The following is a 15,342-nucleotide window of genomic DNA, read 5'->3' as shown; positions in this document are numbered from 1 at the left end:
GGAGGCCTGTCTGTGAGAAAGCTCCCCCTGCTCAACGCGGAGACGCGACCGTTCTGGACCGGCGGAGAGGTCGGCGAGCTTCGCATGCATCGGTGCGACGATTGCCGCCGCTACTTCCATCCGCCCGCCCCGGTCTGCCGCGACTGCACCAGCCTGAAAGTCGGCCCAGTCCCCGTTTCCGGACGCGGCCGCGTACTGACCTTCACCATCAACCGCCAGGCCTGGACGCCCGAACTCGCGGATCCCTATGTCGTCGCGATCGTCGAACTGGAGGAGCAGGAAGGCCTGCGCTTCCTGACCAACATCGTGAACTGCCCGGCCGAGGCCGTGGCGATCGGCATGCCCGTGAGCGTGGTCTTCGAAAGGGTCGAGGACGTCTGGATCCCTCTGTTCGAAAGGGCGACGTCATGACCGGAGCGCGGTTCCTCGAAAAGAACGTCGCCATCGTCGGCATCGGCCAGTCCGAGGTCGGCCGCCCCTCCTCCCGCTCGGCGATGCAGCTCACCGTGGACGCGGCGCTGGAAGCCATCGCCGACGCCGGCCTTCAGCCCAAGGATATCGACGGCGTCTGCTCCTGGCCGGGGGACAATTCCAACGGAAGCAGCTTCTCTCCCGTCGGTCCCCTGGCGGTGCTGAGCATGTTCGGCCTCGACTGCAACTGGTTCAGCGGAGGCTATGAGGCGGCCGGGCCGCTGGCGGGCGTGATGAACGGGGCCATGGCCATCGCCTCGGGTATGGCGAACAATGTCCTGGTCTTCCGCACGATCACGGAATCCAGCAACCGCACGAGCGGCAGCAAGGATCAGAGCCTCGCCGCCAAGTCCGGTCCGCGCGACGGGAATTTCATGTGGCAGTGGTGCACCCCGTTTAATGTCCTGTCGGTGGTCAACATCACCGCCATGTACGCCGCGGCCCACATGGACAGGTACGGCACGACGCCGGAGCAGCTGGCGCAGATCGCGCTCAATGCGCGTCGCAACGCCCTGCTCAATCCCAAGGCCGTCATGCGCAAGCCCATGACGATGGACGACTATTTCAACTCGAAGATGATCTCGACGCCGCTGCGCATGTTCGACTGCGACGTCCATTGCGACGCCTCCACCGCCATCGTGCTGACACGCCGTGACCGGGCCAGGGACCTGCGCAATCCGCCGGTCCGTATCGAAGCCATCGGCGCGGCGATGAACCAGCCCTATCTGTGGGACCAGATCGACCTGACCGCCAACGCCACCGCGGACGCCGGAAACGCCATGTGGGCGCGCACCGACTTCACGCCGTCCGATGTGGACACCGCCCAGTTGTACGACGGCTTCAGCATCCTGACGATGATGTGGCTCGAGGGCCTGGGCCTCTGCCCCAGAGGAGAGAGCGGCGCCTTCGTCGAGGGCGGCCGCCGGATCGCCTTGGACGGCGAACTGCCGCTCAACACCAACGGCGGCCAGCTGTCCGGCGGACGCACCCATGGCATGGGCTATGTTCACGAGGCCTGCAGCCAGTTGTGGGGACGCGGCGGCGACCGCCAGATTCGCGACCCTCGCGTCGCGGTCTGCGCCTCCGGCGGCGGCCCTCTCGCCGGCAGCCTGCTTCTCGTCAAAGACTGAAGATCACGACCCGCGAGCGCCCGCGCGCCGCCGACGCAAGGAGAAAGACATGAGCCTGTACGACCTGCTGCTGAGCGGCGACCTGATGGTCCACGACGCTGACCACACCGCCGAACAGATTGTCAGCAAGCTGGACATCCACGGCCACGCCAACTGGCGCCAGGCCTTTCCGGGCCACCCCTATGTCGCCCACTTCCTGAGGGTGCACAAATCCCTCGCGGTCTCGCCGACCCGCGTCGAGCCCCAGGGCCACCTGGACTTCCCCAACCATGGCGACCCCATGTTCCCGGGTTTCCTCAAGAGCCTCGAGGACTTCCAGGGTCCGTTCCGCCCCATCAAGACCCACGCCACCGTCCTGGTGTCGGACAACATCGGCGGCGTCGTCGAGCATTTGCTCAGCAAGGGTCAGCCCTTCCGTCTGGCCCAATTAACCCCCGAGATGCCGTTTGACCGGTTGTGGGTCGGCTGCACCCCCGAAAATCCGGTCTATGAGCCCTCGGTCGACGGCGGGCTGTGCATCGAGGTCATTCCCCTGGCCGCGATCCAGATGCCGGCCGAAGCCTTCACCACGCCCCCGCCCCGCCCGCGCGACCCCCAGCCTGGCGACATGGTCCGGGTGGTCGGCCGCGGCTTCCTCGTCCGCGACCTGGACGACGTCCTTCGCCGTCTCGACCACAACCTGGACCTCCGGCCCGCCGGCGCCGTCGAACAACTGAAGGGCGAAGGCTACAAGGTCGCCCGCATCGGCTTCAACCTGGGGACCAGCGCGACGCTGGACGTCATCCAGCCGACCCAGTGGGACAGCCCTTCAGGACGCTATCTGCACAACTGGGGGCCGGGCCCGCACTACATCCGCATCTCGGTCAACGGTCTGGACGCCAAGGCGGAGCGCCTGCGCGCCCTGGGCGTGAAGTTCGAAAGGATCGAGCACAGCGAGGCGGTCGACGGCGCCCTGCTTCGCGTCGACCCCGCCGAGTTCGACGGCGCGATCTTCGAGTTCTGCGAAGACCGGGGCTGACCGATGGCCCGCGTCGCCCCTCTGCCGCTCGACAGCCTGCCCGATCCCTTGCGCGCTGCGATCGCCCAGGGGACGGCGACGCGGATGCTGTCCAACACCCTGCCGGTCCAGATCTGGGCGAGACGACCGGCGGCGGCCGCCGCCTGGTTGGGCGTGATGGCTGAAATCCACGAACGGGGGGTGCTGCCCGAGCGGTTGCGCGAACTGGTGCGGCTCAAGATCGCCTCAATCACCACCTGCCCCGTGTGTCAGATCGCCCGCAAGTCAGACGACGTCAGCGAGGCTGACATCGTCGCCTGCAGCGACTGGTCGGATCCCCGGTTCAGCCCGCCCGAACAGGCCGCCCTGCGCTTTGCGGAACTGTTCGCCGGGGATTACTTCTCGCTCGGAGACGAGGTCTACGAGCACCTGCGGACGCATTTCACCGAAGAACAGATCGTCGAGCTTCACCTGTTCAGCGGCCTGATGCTGGCTGGCGGCCGCATGACCTATGTCCTCAAGGGCTATGAGGACGCTTCGGCTTGAAGACCCTGTTCTCACGGCTGCCGCCCAACGCCCAGGGCGCGATCTGGGTGCTGCTGTCCGGCGCAACCTTCGTCACCATGACCGTTCTGGTGAAGCACCTTGCCGGCGACTATCCCTCCCACGTCCAGAACTTCTATCGCCAGACCGGCTCCTTGATCGTCGCGATCCCCTTCATGCTGCGCAGCCCGCGGCAGGTGCTGCTGGTGCCGCTGGCGACGATGCCGCCCTTGTTCGTACGCGCCTTGCTCGCGACCGTCGGCATGATCCTGTTGCTCTACACCTACGAGGCCGTGCCCATGGCCGAGGCGAACGCCCTGTCCTTCACGCGCCCGCTCTGGGTCGTGCTGCTGGCTGCGGTCTTCCTTCGTGAAAGCATCGGCCCCAGCCGCATCGCGGCGGTGGCGATCGGCTTTGTCGGCGTCCTGATCATCATGCGTCCCTGGGGCGCCGGCGTCTCGCTCGGCTGGCCGCACGTCGCGGCCCTGGTCTCGGCCCTTTGCCTGGCCGGCACGATCACAGGCGTGAAGTCCCTCACCAAGGATCTGTCGGCGAGCTCCATCCTGGTCTGCTCGAGCATCATAGGGGAGATCCTATGCCTGCCGTTCGCCCTGGCCGACTGGCGCTGGCCCAGTGTCGGCGACCTGATTCCCCTCTTCCTGATAGGCCTGCTCAGCGCCGCCAACCAGGTCTTGTTCATCAAGGGCATGGCCGTCGGCGAGGCGGCCGTCCTGGCCCCCATCGACTATGCCAGGCTGGTCTTGTCGATCATCGCGGGATTGGTCGTGTTCGGCGAACTGCCGGACGCCTACACCTATCTGGGGGCGGGCGTGATCGTGGCCTCGACCCTCTACATCACGAACCGGGAGATCCAGATCAGGCGCGCCAGGATGCGCGCCGTCGAAGCGTCTCCGCCAGAAGCCGCCTAGCCGTCGCAGGTGAAAGCGGAAGGCGCGGACAGGCGACCGGACGGCGAGGCGCTGAATCGCCTCAGGAGGCTGCGAGCGTGAGGCCTGCGCCGTTGACCGCCATGGCGGCGTCCGACAACAGGAAGGCGATGGTCTCGGCGGCGTGCTCCGGCCGGACCCAGCCGGCGGGATCGACGTCGGGCATGTCCCGACGGTTCGCCGGCGTATCCAGGATGGTCGGAAGGACCGCGTTGACGCGCACCCCTTGCCCGCGCAGTTCATTCGCGAGACTGCGGGTCAACGCCATCACGCCTGCCTTGGAGGCCGCATAGGGCGCCATGCCCGTCGCCGGATCGGCCGCCGCCGCCGCGCCGACGTTCACGATCGCGCCGCCCTGCTTCAACAGATGCGGGACCGTCGCCCGGCTGACGAGCGCGGCCGTGAGCAGGTTGGTGCGGTACATCCGGTCCCAGGTCTCCGCCTCGCTGCCGACCACGGTCTGCCAGACGAATCCCCCGGCGATATTGGCCAGCCCGTCGACCGCTCCGAAGGCGGCGACCACCGCCTCGATGGCCGCCTCCACCGAGGCCGCATCAGCGAGATCGACGCCTGGCAGCACCAGATCCGCCTCGATCTCGAAGGACGGCGATGCGTCCGCGGCGGCGACAGCGACGTCGGCGGCCTTGAGCCGCGCCACGAGGGCGCGCCCCAGGGCGCCGGACGCTCCGGTGACGATGGCGGTGCGACGCATGGCGGGTCTCCGGGGTCAGGCGGGAAAAGGCGGGGTCTTCTCGCGCGCCATGGCGCGCTGAACGCCCGGTCGCGCGGCCATGCGGCGCGCCAGGGCGGAATAGTGCTTGAGCCCGGCGACCGGATGCTCTCCAGCGACGCCCCAGGCATAGAAGACCAGGGCGTAGGCGTCGGCGACCGACATCCGGTCACCGATCAGCCAGTCACGATCGGCCAGGAGGGCGTCGATCTTGTGGAGATTGGCCTCGAACCGGATCCGGCCTTCGGTTTTCAGGGCCTGATAGGTCGTCTCGTCCGGCGTGAACCGGAAGGGGGCGCGCGCCATACGCCCGGTGATGTGCACGGTGCTGGCGAACCAGGCGGTCAGGGACAGCATCCTCGCCTGATCAAAGGCGTCGTCCGGCGACAGGCCTGCGGCCGGCGCAGAACGCGCCACATAGTCCAGGATGGCGACATTTTCGGTCAGCAGTCGCCCGTCGGACATCAGGGCCGGCACGGAACCCGAAGGGTTCGTCTGGCGCCAGGCGACGACGGAGTCCGCGTCATGCAGCCGGATGCGGCTCGCCTCGAAAGCCAGACCGGACTCCTCGAGCGCGATATGAGAGGCCAGCGAGCAGCTCGTGGGGGCATAGTAGAAGGTGAGCCGGGACATGGACGAGTCCTCCAGTTTCAGGCCGCCGGCCGGGGCATGAGGTTTTCGTAGAGGGTCGCCGTCGCCAGTCCGCCGGCGCAGCAGATCGCTTGAAGGCCGTAGGTCTCGCCGCGACGTCCCAGTTCATGGATCAGGCTCGTCGCGAGACGGGCGCCCGTGGCCCCGAGCGGATGGCCCAGGGCGATGGCGCCGCCGTTGACGTTAAGCCGGTCGGCCCCCACCCCGGTCGCCTGCATCCACATCATCGGCACGCTGGCGAAGGCTTCATTGACCTCGAACAGGGCGATATCGTCGAACGACAGCCCCGCCATGGCGGCCGCCTTGCGGCTGGCGGCGATCGGCCCTTCGAGCATCAGGGTCGGATCAGCCCCCACCACGGCGGCCGCGCGGATACGCGCCAACGGGGTCAGGCCGAAGCGCCGCACCGCCGCTTCGGACGCGAGCAGGACCACAGCCGCTCCGTCTGAAATCTGGGAGGCGTTTCCGGCGGTGATGCGGCCGTTCTCGCGAAAGCTGGTCTTCAGCGTCGAGAGCTTTTCACGACTGGTGTCGCGACGAATGGTCTGGTCGGCCTCAAGACTGTCGCGCAGCCCGTCCCAGTCCTTCTCGCAAAGATCGGCGACCGGGACGGCGACGGTCTCGGCGCGGAAATAGCCCGCGTCGCTGGCCGCGGCGGCGCGTCGGTGGCTCTCTGCGGCGAAGTCGTCGAGGGCGTCGCGGTCGAAGCCGTATTTGTCGGCGATGCGCTCGGCCGCCTCGCCCTGGGACGTCAGCTCATAGCGGTCCGAGACCTGCCAGCCGAAGGCTTCGCCGTGGATGGCCCGGTTGGAGCCCATGGGCACGCGCGACATGGCTTCCGCCCCGCCCGCCACCACGAGGTCGCTCATTCCCGCTGCGATCTGGGCCGCCCCGATATGAATCGCGGCTTCCGACGACCCGCATTTACGATCCACCGTCATGGCCGGGATCGTCTCGGGCCAGCCGGCGCCCAACAGGGAGGTGCGGGCGATATTGGCCGACTGCTCGCCGATCTGGGTCACGCAGCCGAAGATGACGTCGTCGATCGCCTCGGGGCCGACGCCGGCGCGGGCGACCAGTTCGTTCAACGCGTGGGCGCCGAGCTGATCCGCCCTCACGCCCGCCAGCGCGCCGCGAAACCGTCCAATGGGCGTGCGGACCGCTGCGACCACATAGACGGGGTTCACAGTTGGCTCCCGCGCAGGCCGGATCCAGGCACGCGAAGGCCGTTTTCATACCGGTACACGCCCCAGCCGACCTTGCGGCCATAGCGTCCTGCCTTGACCATCTTGATGATCAGCGGACACGGGCGGAACTTGTCGCCCAGGGTGGCGTGCAGATAGTGCAGGACCGACAGGCGCGTGTCCCAGCCGGTAAGGTCGCCCAGTTCGAGGGGCCCCATCGGGTGGTTGAAGCCCAGGCGCAGCGCCGTATCGATGTCTTCTGCGGTGGCCGCGCCTTCCTGGAGCATCCACATGGCCTCATTGCCGGCCATGGCCGACATGCGACTCGTGGTCAGGCCCGGCGTCTCATTGACGACGATGGCCGTCTTGCCGAGTTGGGTCACATAGTCACGGCACCGGGCGACGGCCTCATCCGTGGTGGCCAGGCCGCGCACCAGCTCGACCAGCTTCATCTTCTGGACCGGATTGAAGAAGTGCATGCCGATGACCCGCGACGGGTCCTGGCAGGCGGCGGCGATCTCCGTCACGCTCAGGGCGGAGGTATTGGTGGCGATCAGGCCGGTCGGCGCCATGACGGCCTCGGCCTTGCGAACCACCTCCGTCTTGATCGTCAGGTTTTCCGACACGGTCTCGACCAACAGGTCGGCCCCCATGGCGCTGTCGGTCAGGCTCTCCGACGTCGAAAACCGGGCCAGAGCCGCCGCCGCCGTCGCCTCGTCCGTCTTCCCGAGCCGGACCCCGTCGGCGAGGATGCCGGCGACGGTCTTTTCAGCCTTGGCCAATTGTTCGGACGATACATCGACCAGCCGGACGTCGTGTCCCGCCGAAGCAAACGCATGGGCGATGCCGACGCCCATGAGGCCGGCCCCCACCACTGCAACCTTGGCCATCAATCTCTACCTTCTGTTCTGAACGGGCTCGTCGTCCAGACGCCCGGGGAGCTGGCCTGGACGGGGCCCGCAAGGCTGGGCCGCCCCGTGCGCAACGGACAAGCCGTCGCCTCAATGCTTCTCTTCTAGCGGGAAAGGATCGGCCCCAGCAAATGAAATTCTCTGTTGAGAACGCCATTCTGGAAATTTCAGAACACAAAGGCCCATCGTCGTCGCCATTCGTCCTGTCGAACGGCGTCGAGCGTCTCCCCCTGATGCGCGGCCTCGCGATCGCAGGGGGACGCCCTGTCGTGTCGGTTCTAGAGCGGCTTGAGGATGCGGTTGCGCAGCACGCCGATGCCCTCGACCTCGAGTTCGACTTCATCGCCGGACTTCAGGAAGCGCTGCGCCTCCAGACCGCAGCCGTTGCCGACGGTTCCCGACCCCAGAAACTCGCCGGGATAGAGGGTTTCGGAACGCGAGATGAAGGCGATCAGGTCTTCGAACTTCCAGTGCATGGCGCTTGAATGACCCCGGCCCCATTCCTCGCCGTTGACACGCGCGATCATGGTCAGCGCATAGGGATCGGGCATCTCGTCGGCGGTGACGATGCAGGGCCCCATGGCGTTGCCGGTGTCGAAGTCCTTGCCCTTGGCCGGACCCAGTTGGCCGATCATCTCGGTCGCCTGGGCGTCGCGGGCGCTGAAATCATTATAGATGGTGTAGCCGAAGATGTAGTCGCGAGCCTTGTCGACCGGCACGTCCTTGGCCGCCTTCTTGAGGTAGCAGCCGTATTCAAGCTCAAAGTCCATGGTCCGGGAATAGGACGGCCAGATCACCGTCTCCTCGCTCCCGATCACCGAGAAGCGGTTGGCCTTGTAGTAGATGGGCTGGCGGGCGAAGAGATCGAGGATTCTCTGCTCCGCATCGGTCGGCCCCGTGTCCTCGATCACCTCGCCCCCCTTGGCGCGGGCCCTCATGGCCCGCGCCGCCGAATAGCATTGGCGCAGGTGCAGTTCGAACGAGCTGCAGTCGCGCATCTGCGGCGGCGGATGGATCGGCGCTTTCAGAGTGACGGCGGACCGCGCGAAGACGGCATCGGCCGTAGCGCCTCTCACCGCCTCGGCCGCCTTGTCGAGCGCATTGTCGCCCCCCTCGATCAACGCCAGCATATCGGCCAGTTCGGGAGCATGCTCCCCGACCCTCTGCATGTGCGCCGCGGCGAGGTCGACGATGAGCGTGTCGCCCTCGACGAAGGCCCCGGCCCGCTTTCGGCCGGCCGCCTCGAATGTCACAAGCCTCATCTCTGGCCTCCCGTTCGCCGCGCGCCGTCAGAACGGCCTGAAGGTCACCTGAAGCATGATCTCACGCCCCCGGTTCACATTGCCGCTGAGGTCGGCCAGCCCCCCGGTCAGCGCCGTCCCTGTGCGAGCGGCCAGACCGGTCTGCGGCACGTTGGAGGCGACATCGACACGGAATTCTTCCGTGAGATTGCGGCCGATGAGGGCCACTTCCCAGGTCCGGTCCGCGCTGAAGACGCGCACCCCCGCATTGAGGAAGGCCACGTCGTTCTGCAAGGCGCCCGGATGCAGTTCCGGGTGGGGATTGTACTCGGACTTGTAGAGGGTATCAATGTTCATGCCCCAGTCGACGCCATCGATCGCCGTCGGCCCGCTGTAGGCGGCGCCCAGGGATCCCGTCCATTCCGGCGCATTGACCAGCCGCTCGCCGGCCAGCTGCTGACCGGTGTATCGGCCGGTCGACGGATTGAGCAGAAGATTGCAGCCGTCGGCGATAGTCTGCCCGATATAACAGGTGGCGAGGAAGTCAGTGTATTTCGCGTCGTTGTAGTTGGCAGCGCCCCGGATCGTGAGACCCTGAACCTGGGGCAGGCGGAGCGTGAAATCGGCCTCCAGCCCCTTGACCGTCGCCGCACCGGCGTTGTTGACCCGGATCACCGGCACCCCGCTCGAGTTGTCGAGGGAATTCACCTGCAGATTGGTGTAGTCGTAGTCGTAGGCCGCCAGGTTGAGGCGGAGCGCCCCGTCGAACAGCAGGGCCTTGACCCCGCCTTCGAAGCCCTGGGCTGATTCCGGCAGGTACATGGCGTTCAGGGGCCTGGCGAAGGCCGGACCCGTATTGGTCGCCGCCGCGAACCCGCCCGACTTGAAGCCTTCCTTGTAGGCGCCGTAGAGGGTCAGACGATCCGTCGGCCTCCAGGTCAGGGTCACTTCGGGCGAGGTGTTCTCGAAATCAGCCGAGGCTGGCGAAACCGGCTGGGGCACGCCCTCACGCGAGACGGCGAAGTCCTTGGATTCCTTGCTCCAGCGCAGGCCGCCCGCCAGCTCGACAGTGCTGGCGACATCCCACAGAACCTGACCGAACACCGACTGGGTCTCGCCGTCGATATTGTGCAGGAACAGCGGCGAGCCGGCCGCAATGGCGCGCGTATAGGTCTCCAGCTCGGAGGATTCGTAGAAGGCGCCGCCCAGGAAGTTGAAGGCGCCCGGCAGGTCCGACGACACGCGAACTTCCTGCGTGAACTGGGTGTAGCCCGTATTGCCGCTGAAGTCGTTGGCAGCCGCGGCGTCCGACGGCGCGACGGCATAGGTGTCGACCCGGAAGTCCTCGTTCTTCGCCCAGCCGGTCACTGACGTCAGTTTCAGCCACTCGGACGGACGATAGTTCAGCTCGAGCGAATGAAGCTGCTGACTATAGTCACCGGCCCCGGACGGATCGGTGAAGCCTTCGGGCGAGCCCACCAGGAAGGCGGGGTTGATATTGCCGTTGGCGTAGGTGGCGTCAGGACGGCAGTTGTCCACGGACAGGGCCTTGGCCAGGTCGGCGTTGGGCGTGCCGCCGTTCAGGACGGTCGCCTGCGGCGCCAGCTGGGGCGCGCCGTTCGGGCAGTAAATTCTCTGGAAGCCGCCGGCCTGATTGTATCCGATGCCCTCATTCTTGGCGTAGCTCAGCTTCAGGCGGGCGTCGAACCGATCGGTCGGCTCCCACTTCAGCGTCCCGCGGGTGAAGAAGAAGGTTTGCTGGGGGCCGCCTGAGGTCGCGCCCATCACCGATCCGGGACGGATTGCATTCGCCGCTTCCGCCGCCTGCCCCGCGATATTGTCGCGCCAGCCGTCCATGTCGGCGCCGTAGACGACCAGTCGGCCACCGAGGGTTTCAGTGATCGGCCCTGACACCACAGCTTCAAGCTGGCGCTCCTTGGCGCTGAATTCATAGCCGGCGCGAGTCTCGACCTCGAACGATCGGCCGGGATCCGCCGTGGTGATAGAGATCACGCCCGCCGGACTGTTCTTGCCGAAGAAGAGGGCCTGAGGCCCCCGCAGGACCTCGATCTTCTCCATGTCGATCTGGCCGACGCGCACCGCGCCGCCGCGAGACAACTGAACGCCGTCGATGTTGACGGCGACAGTCTGCTCGAAGGTGGGATTGGAGCCGGCTGTCGTTCCGACCCCGCGCAGGGATACGGTGCCGCCTACGCCGCCCGACACCTCGCCGACAGAGATTCCCGGCGTGACGGCGCGAAGATCCTGCAGGCTGTCCACCGCCAGGGTGCGAAGCTGTTCGCTTCCCAGCACCGTGACCGAGACCGGCACGGAGATCGGGGCCTCGTCGCGACGACGCGCGGTGACCACGACCTCGTCAACGCCGGTGACGACCTCGGTTTCGGGTCCTGTCTGTGCTGCGGCCGGGTCCGCAAAGGAAATCAACGCCCATGCGAGCGCGCCGCATGAAATGCCTGTCTTCACGTCCATCGTCTTCCCTCTCCCTCGCCTGCGGTCCCCGCGTCTTCGCGCAGGCGCCCTCAGGCCGACTCCCGGTCCGCGTCATGGCGCGACCGCGGGGCGATGCTAGTCAGAGATATCCCCGGTCGCAATCCATAATCTGACACCGGAATATAGTTCTACATAGCGAACTACATCAGGCAAGCCCCGGACGCGGGACCCTAGGGGATTTCCGCGCCGGCCGGCGACACCATGCCCACGAGGGTCCGCACGAGATCGGCGAGCGTCTCGTCGGGTTGCCAGAAGGGATGGGCGGCGTTTGAGGCCAGGGCGGCTTCCCGGGCGGTCATGACCGCCCGCAATCCGAGGCTGAGGAAGACCAGCCGTCGCTCGAGGACCTCGACAGGAGCCTGCGAAAGACGCCGGATATGGTCAAGACAGCGCTGATAGCCGCGATTCCAGCCGTCGCCCACGATGCGTTCGAAGTCCGCGCGGTTCTGCAGGCTGAAAGTGCTGATGAAGCGAAGATAGTCCCCCTCTCCGCCTTCCCTGCCGAGCTCGGTCGACGGCAGGATGAGGACCTCCATCACCTCGTCGAGCGAACGCGGTCCCCCGACGGCCTCTAAGGCGTCCAGTCGGGCGTTGCGCCGCTCATCGATCAGCCGCGCGCCGTCGATCACCAGTTGGGCGACTAGGTCGTCCTTCGAGCCGAAATAATAGTGCAGCGACGCGCCGTTGCGCTGCCCCGCCGCCGCCAGGATGTCGCGAACGGACACAGCGTCTACCCCGCGCGCGGCAAACAGGCTCTGCGCGGCCCGCTTGATCGTCTCGCGGGCGATGTCTGCCTTCTCAGCTTTCATGGATTGACGACCTAGCGCACTCATGTGAAATAAAACAACTGTTTCATTCTTTCGCTTTAGGACCGCCGTGGATCTCGACTTCACCGACAAGACCGTCCTGATCATCGGCGGAACAAGCGGCATCGGCCTGGCCTGCGCCCAGGCCTTCTCCGCCAGGGGCGCCCGTGTCGCCGTCACAGGCACCCGCGCCGACAGGGCGGACTACGGCGACGCCGCCGAAGCCTTCGCCCCCTTCGCCTTCTCGACGCTGGACGTCGCCAAGGCCGGGGCGGTCGAGGCGTGGACACCGCCCTTCGAGGCCCTCGACGTGGTGATCCTGTCGCAGGGCGCAGTGGAGTACCGGCGCCGTGAATTCGAGGCCGAGACCTTCCGTCGGGTCGTGGAGGTGAACCTCAACAGCCTTATGGCCTGCGCCGAGAAACTGGCTCCGGCGCTGGAGGCGCGACGCGGCAGCCTGATCCTGATCAGTTCCGTGGGCGGCCTGCGCGCCGCCCGGGGCAATCCCGCCTATTCGGCGTCCAAGGCCGGGGCCATCCATCTGACGCGCGCGCTCGGCGACGCCTGGGCGGGACGCGGCATTCGCGTGAACGGGATCGCGCCGGGCCTGATCGCGACCAAGATGACCGAAGTGACGACAGCGGATCCGAAGCGGCTCGAAGAGCGGCTCAGGGGCATTCCGCTGCAGCGGCTGGGACGACCCGAGGAGATCGCCGGCGCGGCGCTTTTCCTGGCCTCCCCGCTCGCGACCTACATCATCGGGGAGACCATCGTCGTCGACGGCGGCAGAACCCTGTCCTGACACCGAACAGACTGGAGACCGCCCATGGCCTGGGAATTCGAGACCGACCCCGACTTCGCCGAACAGCTCGCCTGGATCGACGCCTTTGTCCGCGATGAGGTCGAACCGCTCGACCTCATCCTGCAGAGCCCCTTCGACGTCGACCATCCGCTCAACCGCCGTTTCGTCCGTCCGCTCCAGGCGCAGGTCAAGGCGCGAGGCCTGTGGGCCTGCCACCTGGGTCCGGAGCTCGGAGGCCCGGGCTACGGACAGGTCAAGCTCGCCCTGATGAACGAGATTCTCGGCCGCTCCGTCTTCGCCCCGACCGTCTTCGGCTGCCAGGCGCCGGACTCGGGCAACGCCGAGATTCTGGCGGTCTACGGGACGCAGGCGCAGAAGGATCGCTATCTGCAGCCCCTGCTCGCCAACGACATCGTGTCCTGCTTCTCGATGACGGAACCCCAGGGCGGCGCCGACCCCACGACCTTCACCGCCCGCGCCGAGCGTCGTGACGACCACTGGGTCCTCAGCGGCGAGAAATGGTTCGCCACCAATGCGCGGTACGCCAGCTTCTTCCTGGTCATGGCGGTCACTGATCCCGAGGCCCCGCCGCATCGCCGCCTTTCCGTCTTCATCATACCCAAGGACGCGCCCGGGCTCGAGATCGTCCGCAACGTCGGCTACGGCGATCGCGATCCGGCCCACGCCTATCTGCGGTTCACCGAGGTCGCCGTTCCTCTGGATCACATGCTGGGCGGCCAGGGCGACGGCTTCGTCGTGGCCCAGGTTCGACTCGGCGGCGGACGCATCCATCACGCCATGCGCACGATCGGCAAGGCGCGACAGGCTTTCGACATGCTCTGCGACCGCGCCCTGGCGCGTATCAGCCGGGGTGAACCGCTCGCCAGCAAGCAGATGGTGCAGGAGAAGATCGCAGACAGCTGGATAGAACTGGAGCAGTTCCGCCTCCTGGTCCTGCGCACCGCCTGGAAGATCGACCGCGAGAAGGACTACAACCGCGTCCGGGGCGACATCTCGGCCGTGAAGGCCGCCATGCCCAAGGTGCTGCATGACATCGCCGCGCGGGCCGTCTACATCCACGGCTGCCTGGGCCTGTCCAACGAGACCCCTCTTGCGGCCATGGTGCTCGACTCCTTCCAGGTCGGTCTCGCAGACGGTCCGACCGACGTCCACAAGGTGACCCTGGCCAAGCAGTTGCTGCGCGGCCGCAAGCATTCCCAGGGCCTCTTCCCCGACTATCACGTGCCGACGCGACGCGCCGACGCCCTGGCCCGATACGGCCTGTCCGGCGACGAGGCGGGCCTGAAGGCGGCGATCGCATGACCATAGACCGTCCGCACGGACTGGAGCTCGTCGACCTTGAGGCCCTGGCCCGATGGATGGCCGATCAGGGCCTCGGCGCGGGCCCGATCACGGAGGTCGTCCAGCTGACGGGCGGCTCCCAGAACGTCCTGCTGCGCTTCCGGCGCGACGGACGCGAATATGTGCTGAGGCGCCCGCCGCTCAATCCGCGGCGCGACGGCAGCGACACCATGCGGCGCGAGGCGCGGCTCCTGCGGGCCCTGAAGGGATCAGACGTGCCCCACGCAGGCCTGATCGCCGACTGCCCTGACGCCTCGGTGCTCGGCGCCGCCTTCTATCTGATGGAGCCGCTGGACGGGTTCAACGCCGCCGTCGGCATGCCGGCCCTCCATGCGCAATCTCCCACGGCCCGTCGCGCCATGGGCCTGTCCGTGATCGAGGGCCTCTCGCGCATCGCTCTCGTCGATTACGAATCGGTCGGGCTCGGCGACTTCGGCAAGCCGGAAGGCTTTCTCGAACGCCAGTCGCGCCGCTGGATGAAGCAGCTGGAAAGCTACGACGAATTTGCGGGCTGGCCCGGCCCCGACGGCCTGCCTGACGTTCACGCCATCGGCGCCTGGCTGGACGAGCGTCGGCCGGAGACCTTCCGCCCCGGGCTGATGCACGGCGACTTTCATCTCAAGAACGTCCTGTTCCGCCAGGACGCCCCGGTGCTTGAGGCCGTGATCGACTGGGAGCTGTCGACCATAGGCGATCCCCTGGTCGACCTCGGCTGGCTGCTGGCGACCTGGCCCGGCCCGGGTGGGGACATGAGCCAGACCACGATCGTCGTCGAGCCCTGGGCGGGTTTCCCCGAGGCGGAGGAATTGGTCGAGGTCTACGCTCGGCTGACCGGCGCCGACCTGTCGAACCTGCAATGGTACAAGGTCTTCGCCTGCTACAAGCTCGCCCTCATTCTCGAAGGCAGTTACGCGCGGGCTTGCGCCGGCAAGGCGCCGATGGAGATCGGCGAGCGCCTGCACGCCAATGCGGTGCGGCTGCTGGGCCGCGCCGGACGCTGGCTCGATGAGGCCCGGTCATGAAAAACGCCCGCCGGAGGGTTCCGGCGGGCGTTTC

The 15,342-nt window shown here is 67.1% G+C and carries 15 protein-coding genes; 8 read left to right on the top strand and 7 right to left on the bottom strand.

Annotation, left to right across the window (positions count from 1 at the left end; all coding sequences use genetic code 11):
• Positions 1–12: 12 nt before the first annotated feature.
• Genes ACI2KI_RS16855 through ACI2KI_RS16835 form a run of 5 tightly spaced genes read left to right on the top strand, consistent with a single transcriptional unit; the run spans position 13 to position 4,070 of the window.
• Positions 13–411 carry an OB-fold domain-containing protein gene (locus ACI2KI_RS16855; RefSeq protein WP_312785056.1) on the top strand — a complete coding sequence of 133 codons (399 nt, stop codon included), beginning with the start codon at positions 13–15 and terminating at the stop codon, positions 409–411.
• Positions 408–1,601 carry a thiolase family protein gene (locus ACI2KI_RS16850; RefSeq protein WP_312785058.1) on the top strand — a complete coding sequence of 398 codons (1,194 nt, stop codon included), beginning with the start codon at positions 408–410 and terminating at the stop codon, positions 1,599–1,601. Before ACI2KI_RS16855 ends, ACI2KI_RS16850 begins: the two co-directional genes overlap by 4 nt.
• Positions 1,602–1,650: 49 nt before the next feature.
• Positions 1,651–2,619, top strand: a complete 969-nt coding sequence (locus ACI2KI_RS16845) for a lactoylglutathione lyase (RefSeq protein ID WP_312785059.1) — start codon at positions 1,651–1,653, stop codon at positions 2,617–2,619.
• 3 nt (positions 2,620–2,622) lie between these two features.
• Complete coding sequence (locus ACI2KI_RS16840) at positions 2,623–3,144, top strand: carboxymuconolactone decarboxylase family protein (protein ID WP_312785060.1); 522 nt, start codon at positions 2,623–2,625, stop codon at positions 3,142–3,144.
• Positions 3,141–4,070 carry a DMT family transporter gene (locus ACI2KI_RS16835; protein ID WP_313104064.1) on the top strand — a complete coding sequence of 310 codons (930 nt, stop codon included), beginning with the start codon at positions 3,141–3,143 and terminating at the stop codon, positions 4,068–4,070. The genes ACI2KI_RS16840 and ACI2KI_RS16835 overlap by 4 nt, the downstream gene beginning before the upstream one ends.
• 61 nt (positions 4,071–4,131) lie before the next feature.
• Here the strand turns inward: ACI2KI_RS16835 and ACI2KI_RS16830 are convergent, their stop codons facing one another.
• The 7 genes from ACI2KI_RS16830 to ACI2KI_RS16800 all read right to left on the bottom strand — a co-directional run bounded on the left by ACI2KI_RS16830 (position 4,132) and on the right by ACI2KI_RS16800 (position 12,209).
• Positions 4,132–4,800, bottom strand: coding sequence for an SDR family NAD(P)-dependent oxidoreductase (locus tag ACI2KI_RS16830; protein WP_313104066.1), 669 nt, complete (start codon positions 4,798–4,800; stop codon positions 4,132–4,134).
• A 15-nt stretch (positions 4,801–4,815) separates the two neighbouring features.
• Positions 4,816–5,451 (bottom strand): glutathione S-transferase N-terminal domain-containing protein, encoded by a 636-nt coding sequence (locus ACI2KI_RS16825; RefSeq protein WP_313104067.1) that lies wholly within the window; start codon positions 5,449–5,451, stop codon positions 4,816–4,818.
• Positions 5,452–5,468: 17 nt separating this feature from the next.
• Positions 5,469–6,656, bottom strand: a complete 1,188-nt coding sequence (locus tag ACI2KI_RS16820; protein ID WP_313104069.1) for a thiolase family protein — start codon at positions 6,654–6,656, stop codon at positions 5,469–5,471.
• Positions 6,653–7,543, bottom strand: a complete 891-nt coding sequence (locus ACI2KI_RS16815; protein ID WP_312785069.1) for a 3-hydroxyacyl-CoA dehydrogenase — start codon at positions 7,541–7,543, stop codon at positions 6,653–6,655. Before ACI2KI_RS16815 ends, ACI2KI_RS16820 begins: the two co-directional genes overlap by 4 nt.
• Positions 7,544–7,842: 299 nt before the next feature.
• Complete coding sequence (locus tag ACI2KI_RS16810) at positions 7,843–8,826, bottom strand: fumarylacetoacetate hydrolase family protein (protein ID WP_404621928.1); 984 nt, start codon at positions 8,824–8,826, stop codon at positions 7,843–7,845.
• A gap of 27 nt (positions 8,827–8,853) precedes the next feature.
• Positions 8,854–11,295, bottom strand: coding sequence for a TonB-dependent receptor domain-containing protein (locus tag ACI2KI_RS16805; protein ID WP_313412978.1), 2,442 nt, complete (start codon positions 11,293–11,295; stop codon positions 8,854–8,856).
• A gap of 191 nt (positions 11,296–11,486) precedes the next feature.
• A complete protein-coding gene (locus tag ACI2KI_RS16800) occupies positions 11,487–12,209 on the bottom strand; it encodes a TetR family transcriptional regulator (RefSeq protein ID WP_313412979.1) in 723 nt (240 codons plus the stop codon).
• On the opposite strand from ACI2KI_RS16800, the gene ACI2KI_RS16795 reads away from it, so the two are divergent.
• Genes ACI2KI_RS16795 through ACI2KI_RS16785 form a run of 3 tightly spaced genes read left to right on the top strand, consistent with a single transcriptional unit; the run spans position 12,193 to position 15,308 of the window.
• Complete coding sequence (locus ACI2KI_RS16795; RefSeq protein ID WP_313105523.1) at positions 12,193–12,924, top strand: SDR family NAD(P)-dependent oxidoreductase; 732 nt, start codon at positions 12,193–12,195, stop codon at positions 12,922–12,924. The genes ACI2KI_RS16800 and ACI2KI_RS16795 overlap by 17 nt on opposite strands.
• A gap of 24 nt (positions 12,925–12,948) precedes the next feature.
• Positions 12,949–14,247 (top strand): acyl-CoA dehydrogenase family protein, encoded by a 1,299-nt coding sequence (locus tag ACI2KI_RS16790; RefSeq protein ID WP_313105526.1) that lies wholly within the window; start codon positions 12,949–12,951, stop codon positions 14,245–14,247.
• Positions 14,244–15,308 carry a phosphotransferase family protein gene (locus tag ACI2KI_RS16785; RefSeq protein WP_313105529.1) on the top strand — a complete coding sequence of 355 codons (1,065 nt, stop codon included), beginning with the start codon at positions 14,244–14,246 and terminating at the stop codon, positions 15,306–15,308. The genes ACI2KI_RS16790 and ACI2KI_RS16785 overlap by 4 nt, the downstream gene beginning before the upstream one ends.
• The last annotated feature ends 34 nt before the right edge of the window (positions 15,309–15,342 follow it).

The organism is Brevundimonas sp. NPDC046655 (assembly GCF_044901625.1).
Taxonomy (GTDB): Bacteria; Pseudomonadota; Alphaproteobacteria; order Caulobacterales; family Caulobacteraceae; genus Brevundimonas.
The sequence above is the reverse complement of the archived record's forward strand: the minus strand, read 5'-3'. Positions and strand labels throughout refer to the sequence as shown.

Excerpts from the sequence above, each read along its gene's own strand:
- ACI2KI_RS16850 (WP_312785058.1), top strand. The coding sequence starts at position 408 with ATGACCGGAGCGCGGTTCCTCGAAAAGAACGTCGCCATCGTCGGCATC.
- ACI2KI_RS16845 (WP_312785059.1), top strand. The coding sequence starts at position 1,651 with ATGAGCCTGTACGACCTGCTGCTGAGCGGCGACCTGATGGTCCACGAC.
- ACI2KI_RS16840 (WP_312785060.1), top strand. The coding sequence starts at position 2,623 with ATGGCCCGCGTCGCCCCTCTGCCGCTCGACAGCCTGCCCGATCCCTTG.
- ACI2KI_RS16830 (WP_313104066.1), bottom strand. The coding sequence starts at position 4,800 with ATGCGTCGCACCGCCATCGTCACCGGAGCGTCCGGCGCCCTGGGGCGC.
- ACI2KI_RS16825 (WP_313104067.1), bottom strand. The coding sequence starts at position 5,451 with ATGTCCCGGCTCACCTTCTACTATGCCCCCACGAGCTGCTCGCTGGCC.
- ACI2KI_RS16815 (WP_312785069.1), bottom strand. The coding sequence starts at position 7,543 with ATGGCCAAGGTTGCAGTGGTGGGGGCCGGCCTCATGGGCGTCGGCATC.
- ACI2KI_RS16810 (WP_404621928.1), bottom strand. The coding sequence starts at position 8,826 with ATGAGGCTTGTGACATTCGAGGCGGCCGGCCGAAAGCGGGCCGGGGCC.
- ACI2KI_RS16805 (WP_313412978.1), bottom strand. The coding sequence starts at position 11,295 with ATGGACGTGAAGACAGGCATTTCATGCGGCGCGCTCGCATGGGCGTTG.
- ACI2KI_RS16790 (WP_313105526.1), top strand. The coding sequence starts at position 12,949 with ATGGCCTGGGAATTCGAGACCGACCCCGACTTCGCCGAACAGCTCGCC.
- ACI2KI_RS16785 (WP_313105529.1), top strand. The coding sequence starts at position 14,244 with ATGACCATAGACCGTCCGCACGGACTGGAGCTCGTCGACCTTGAGGCC.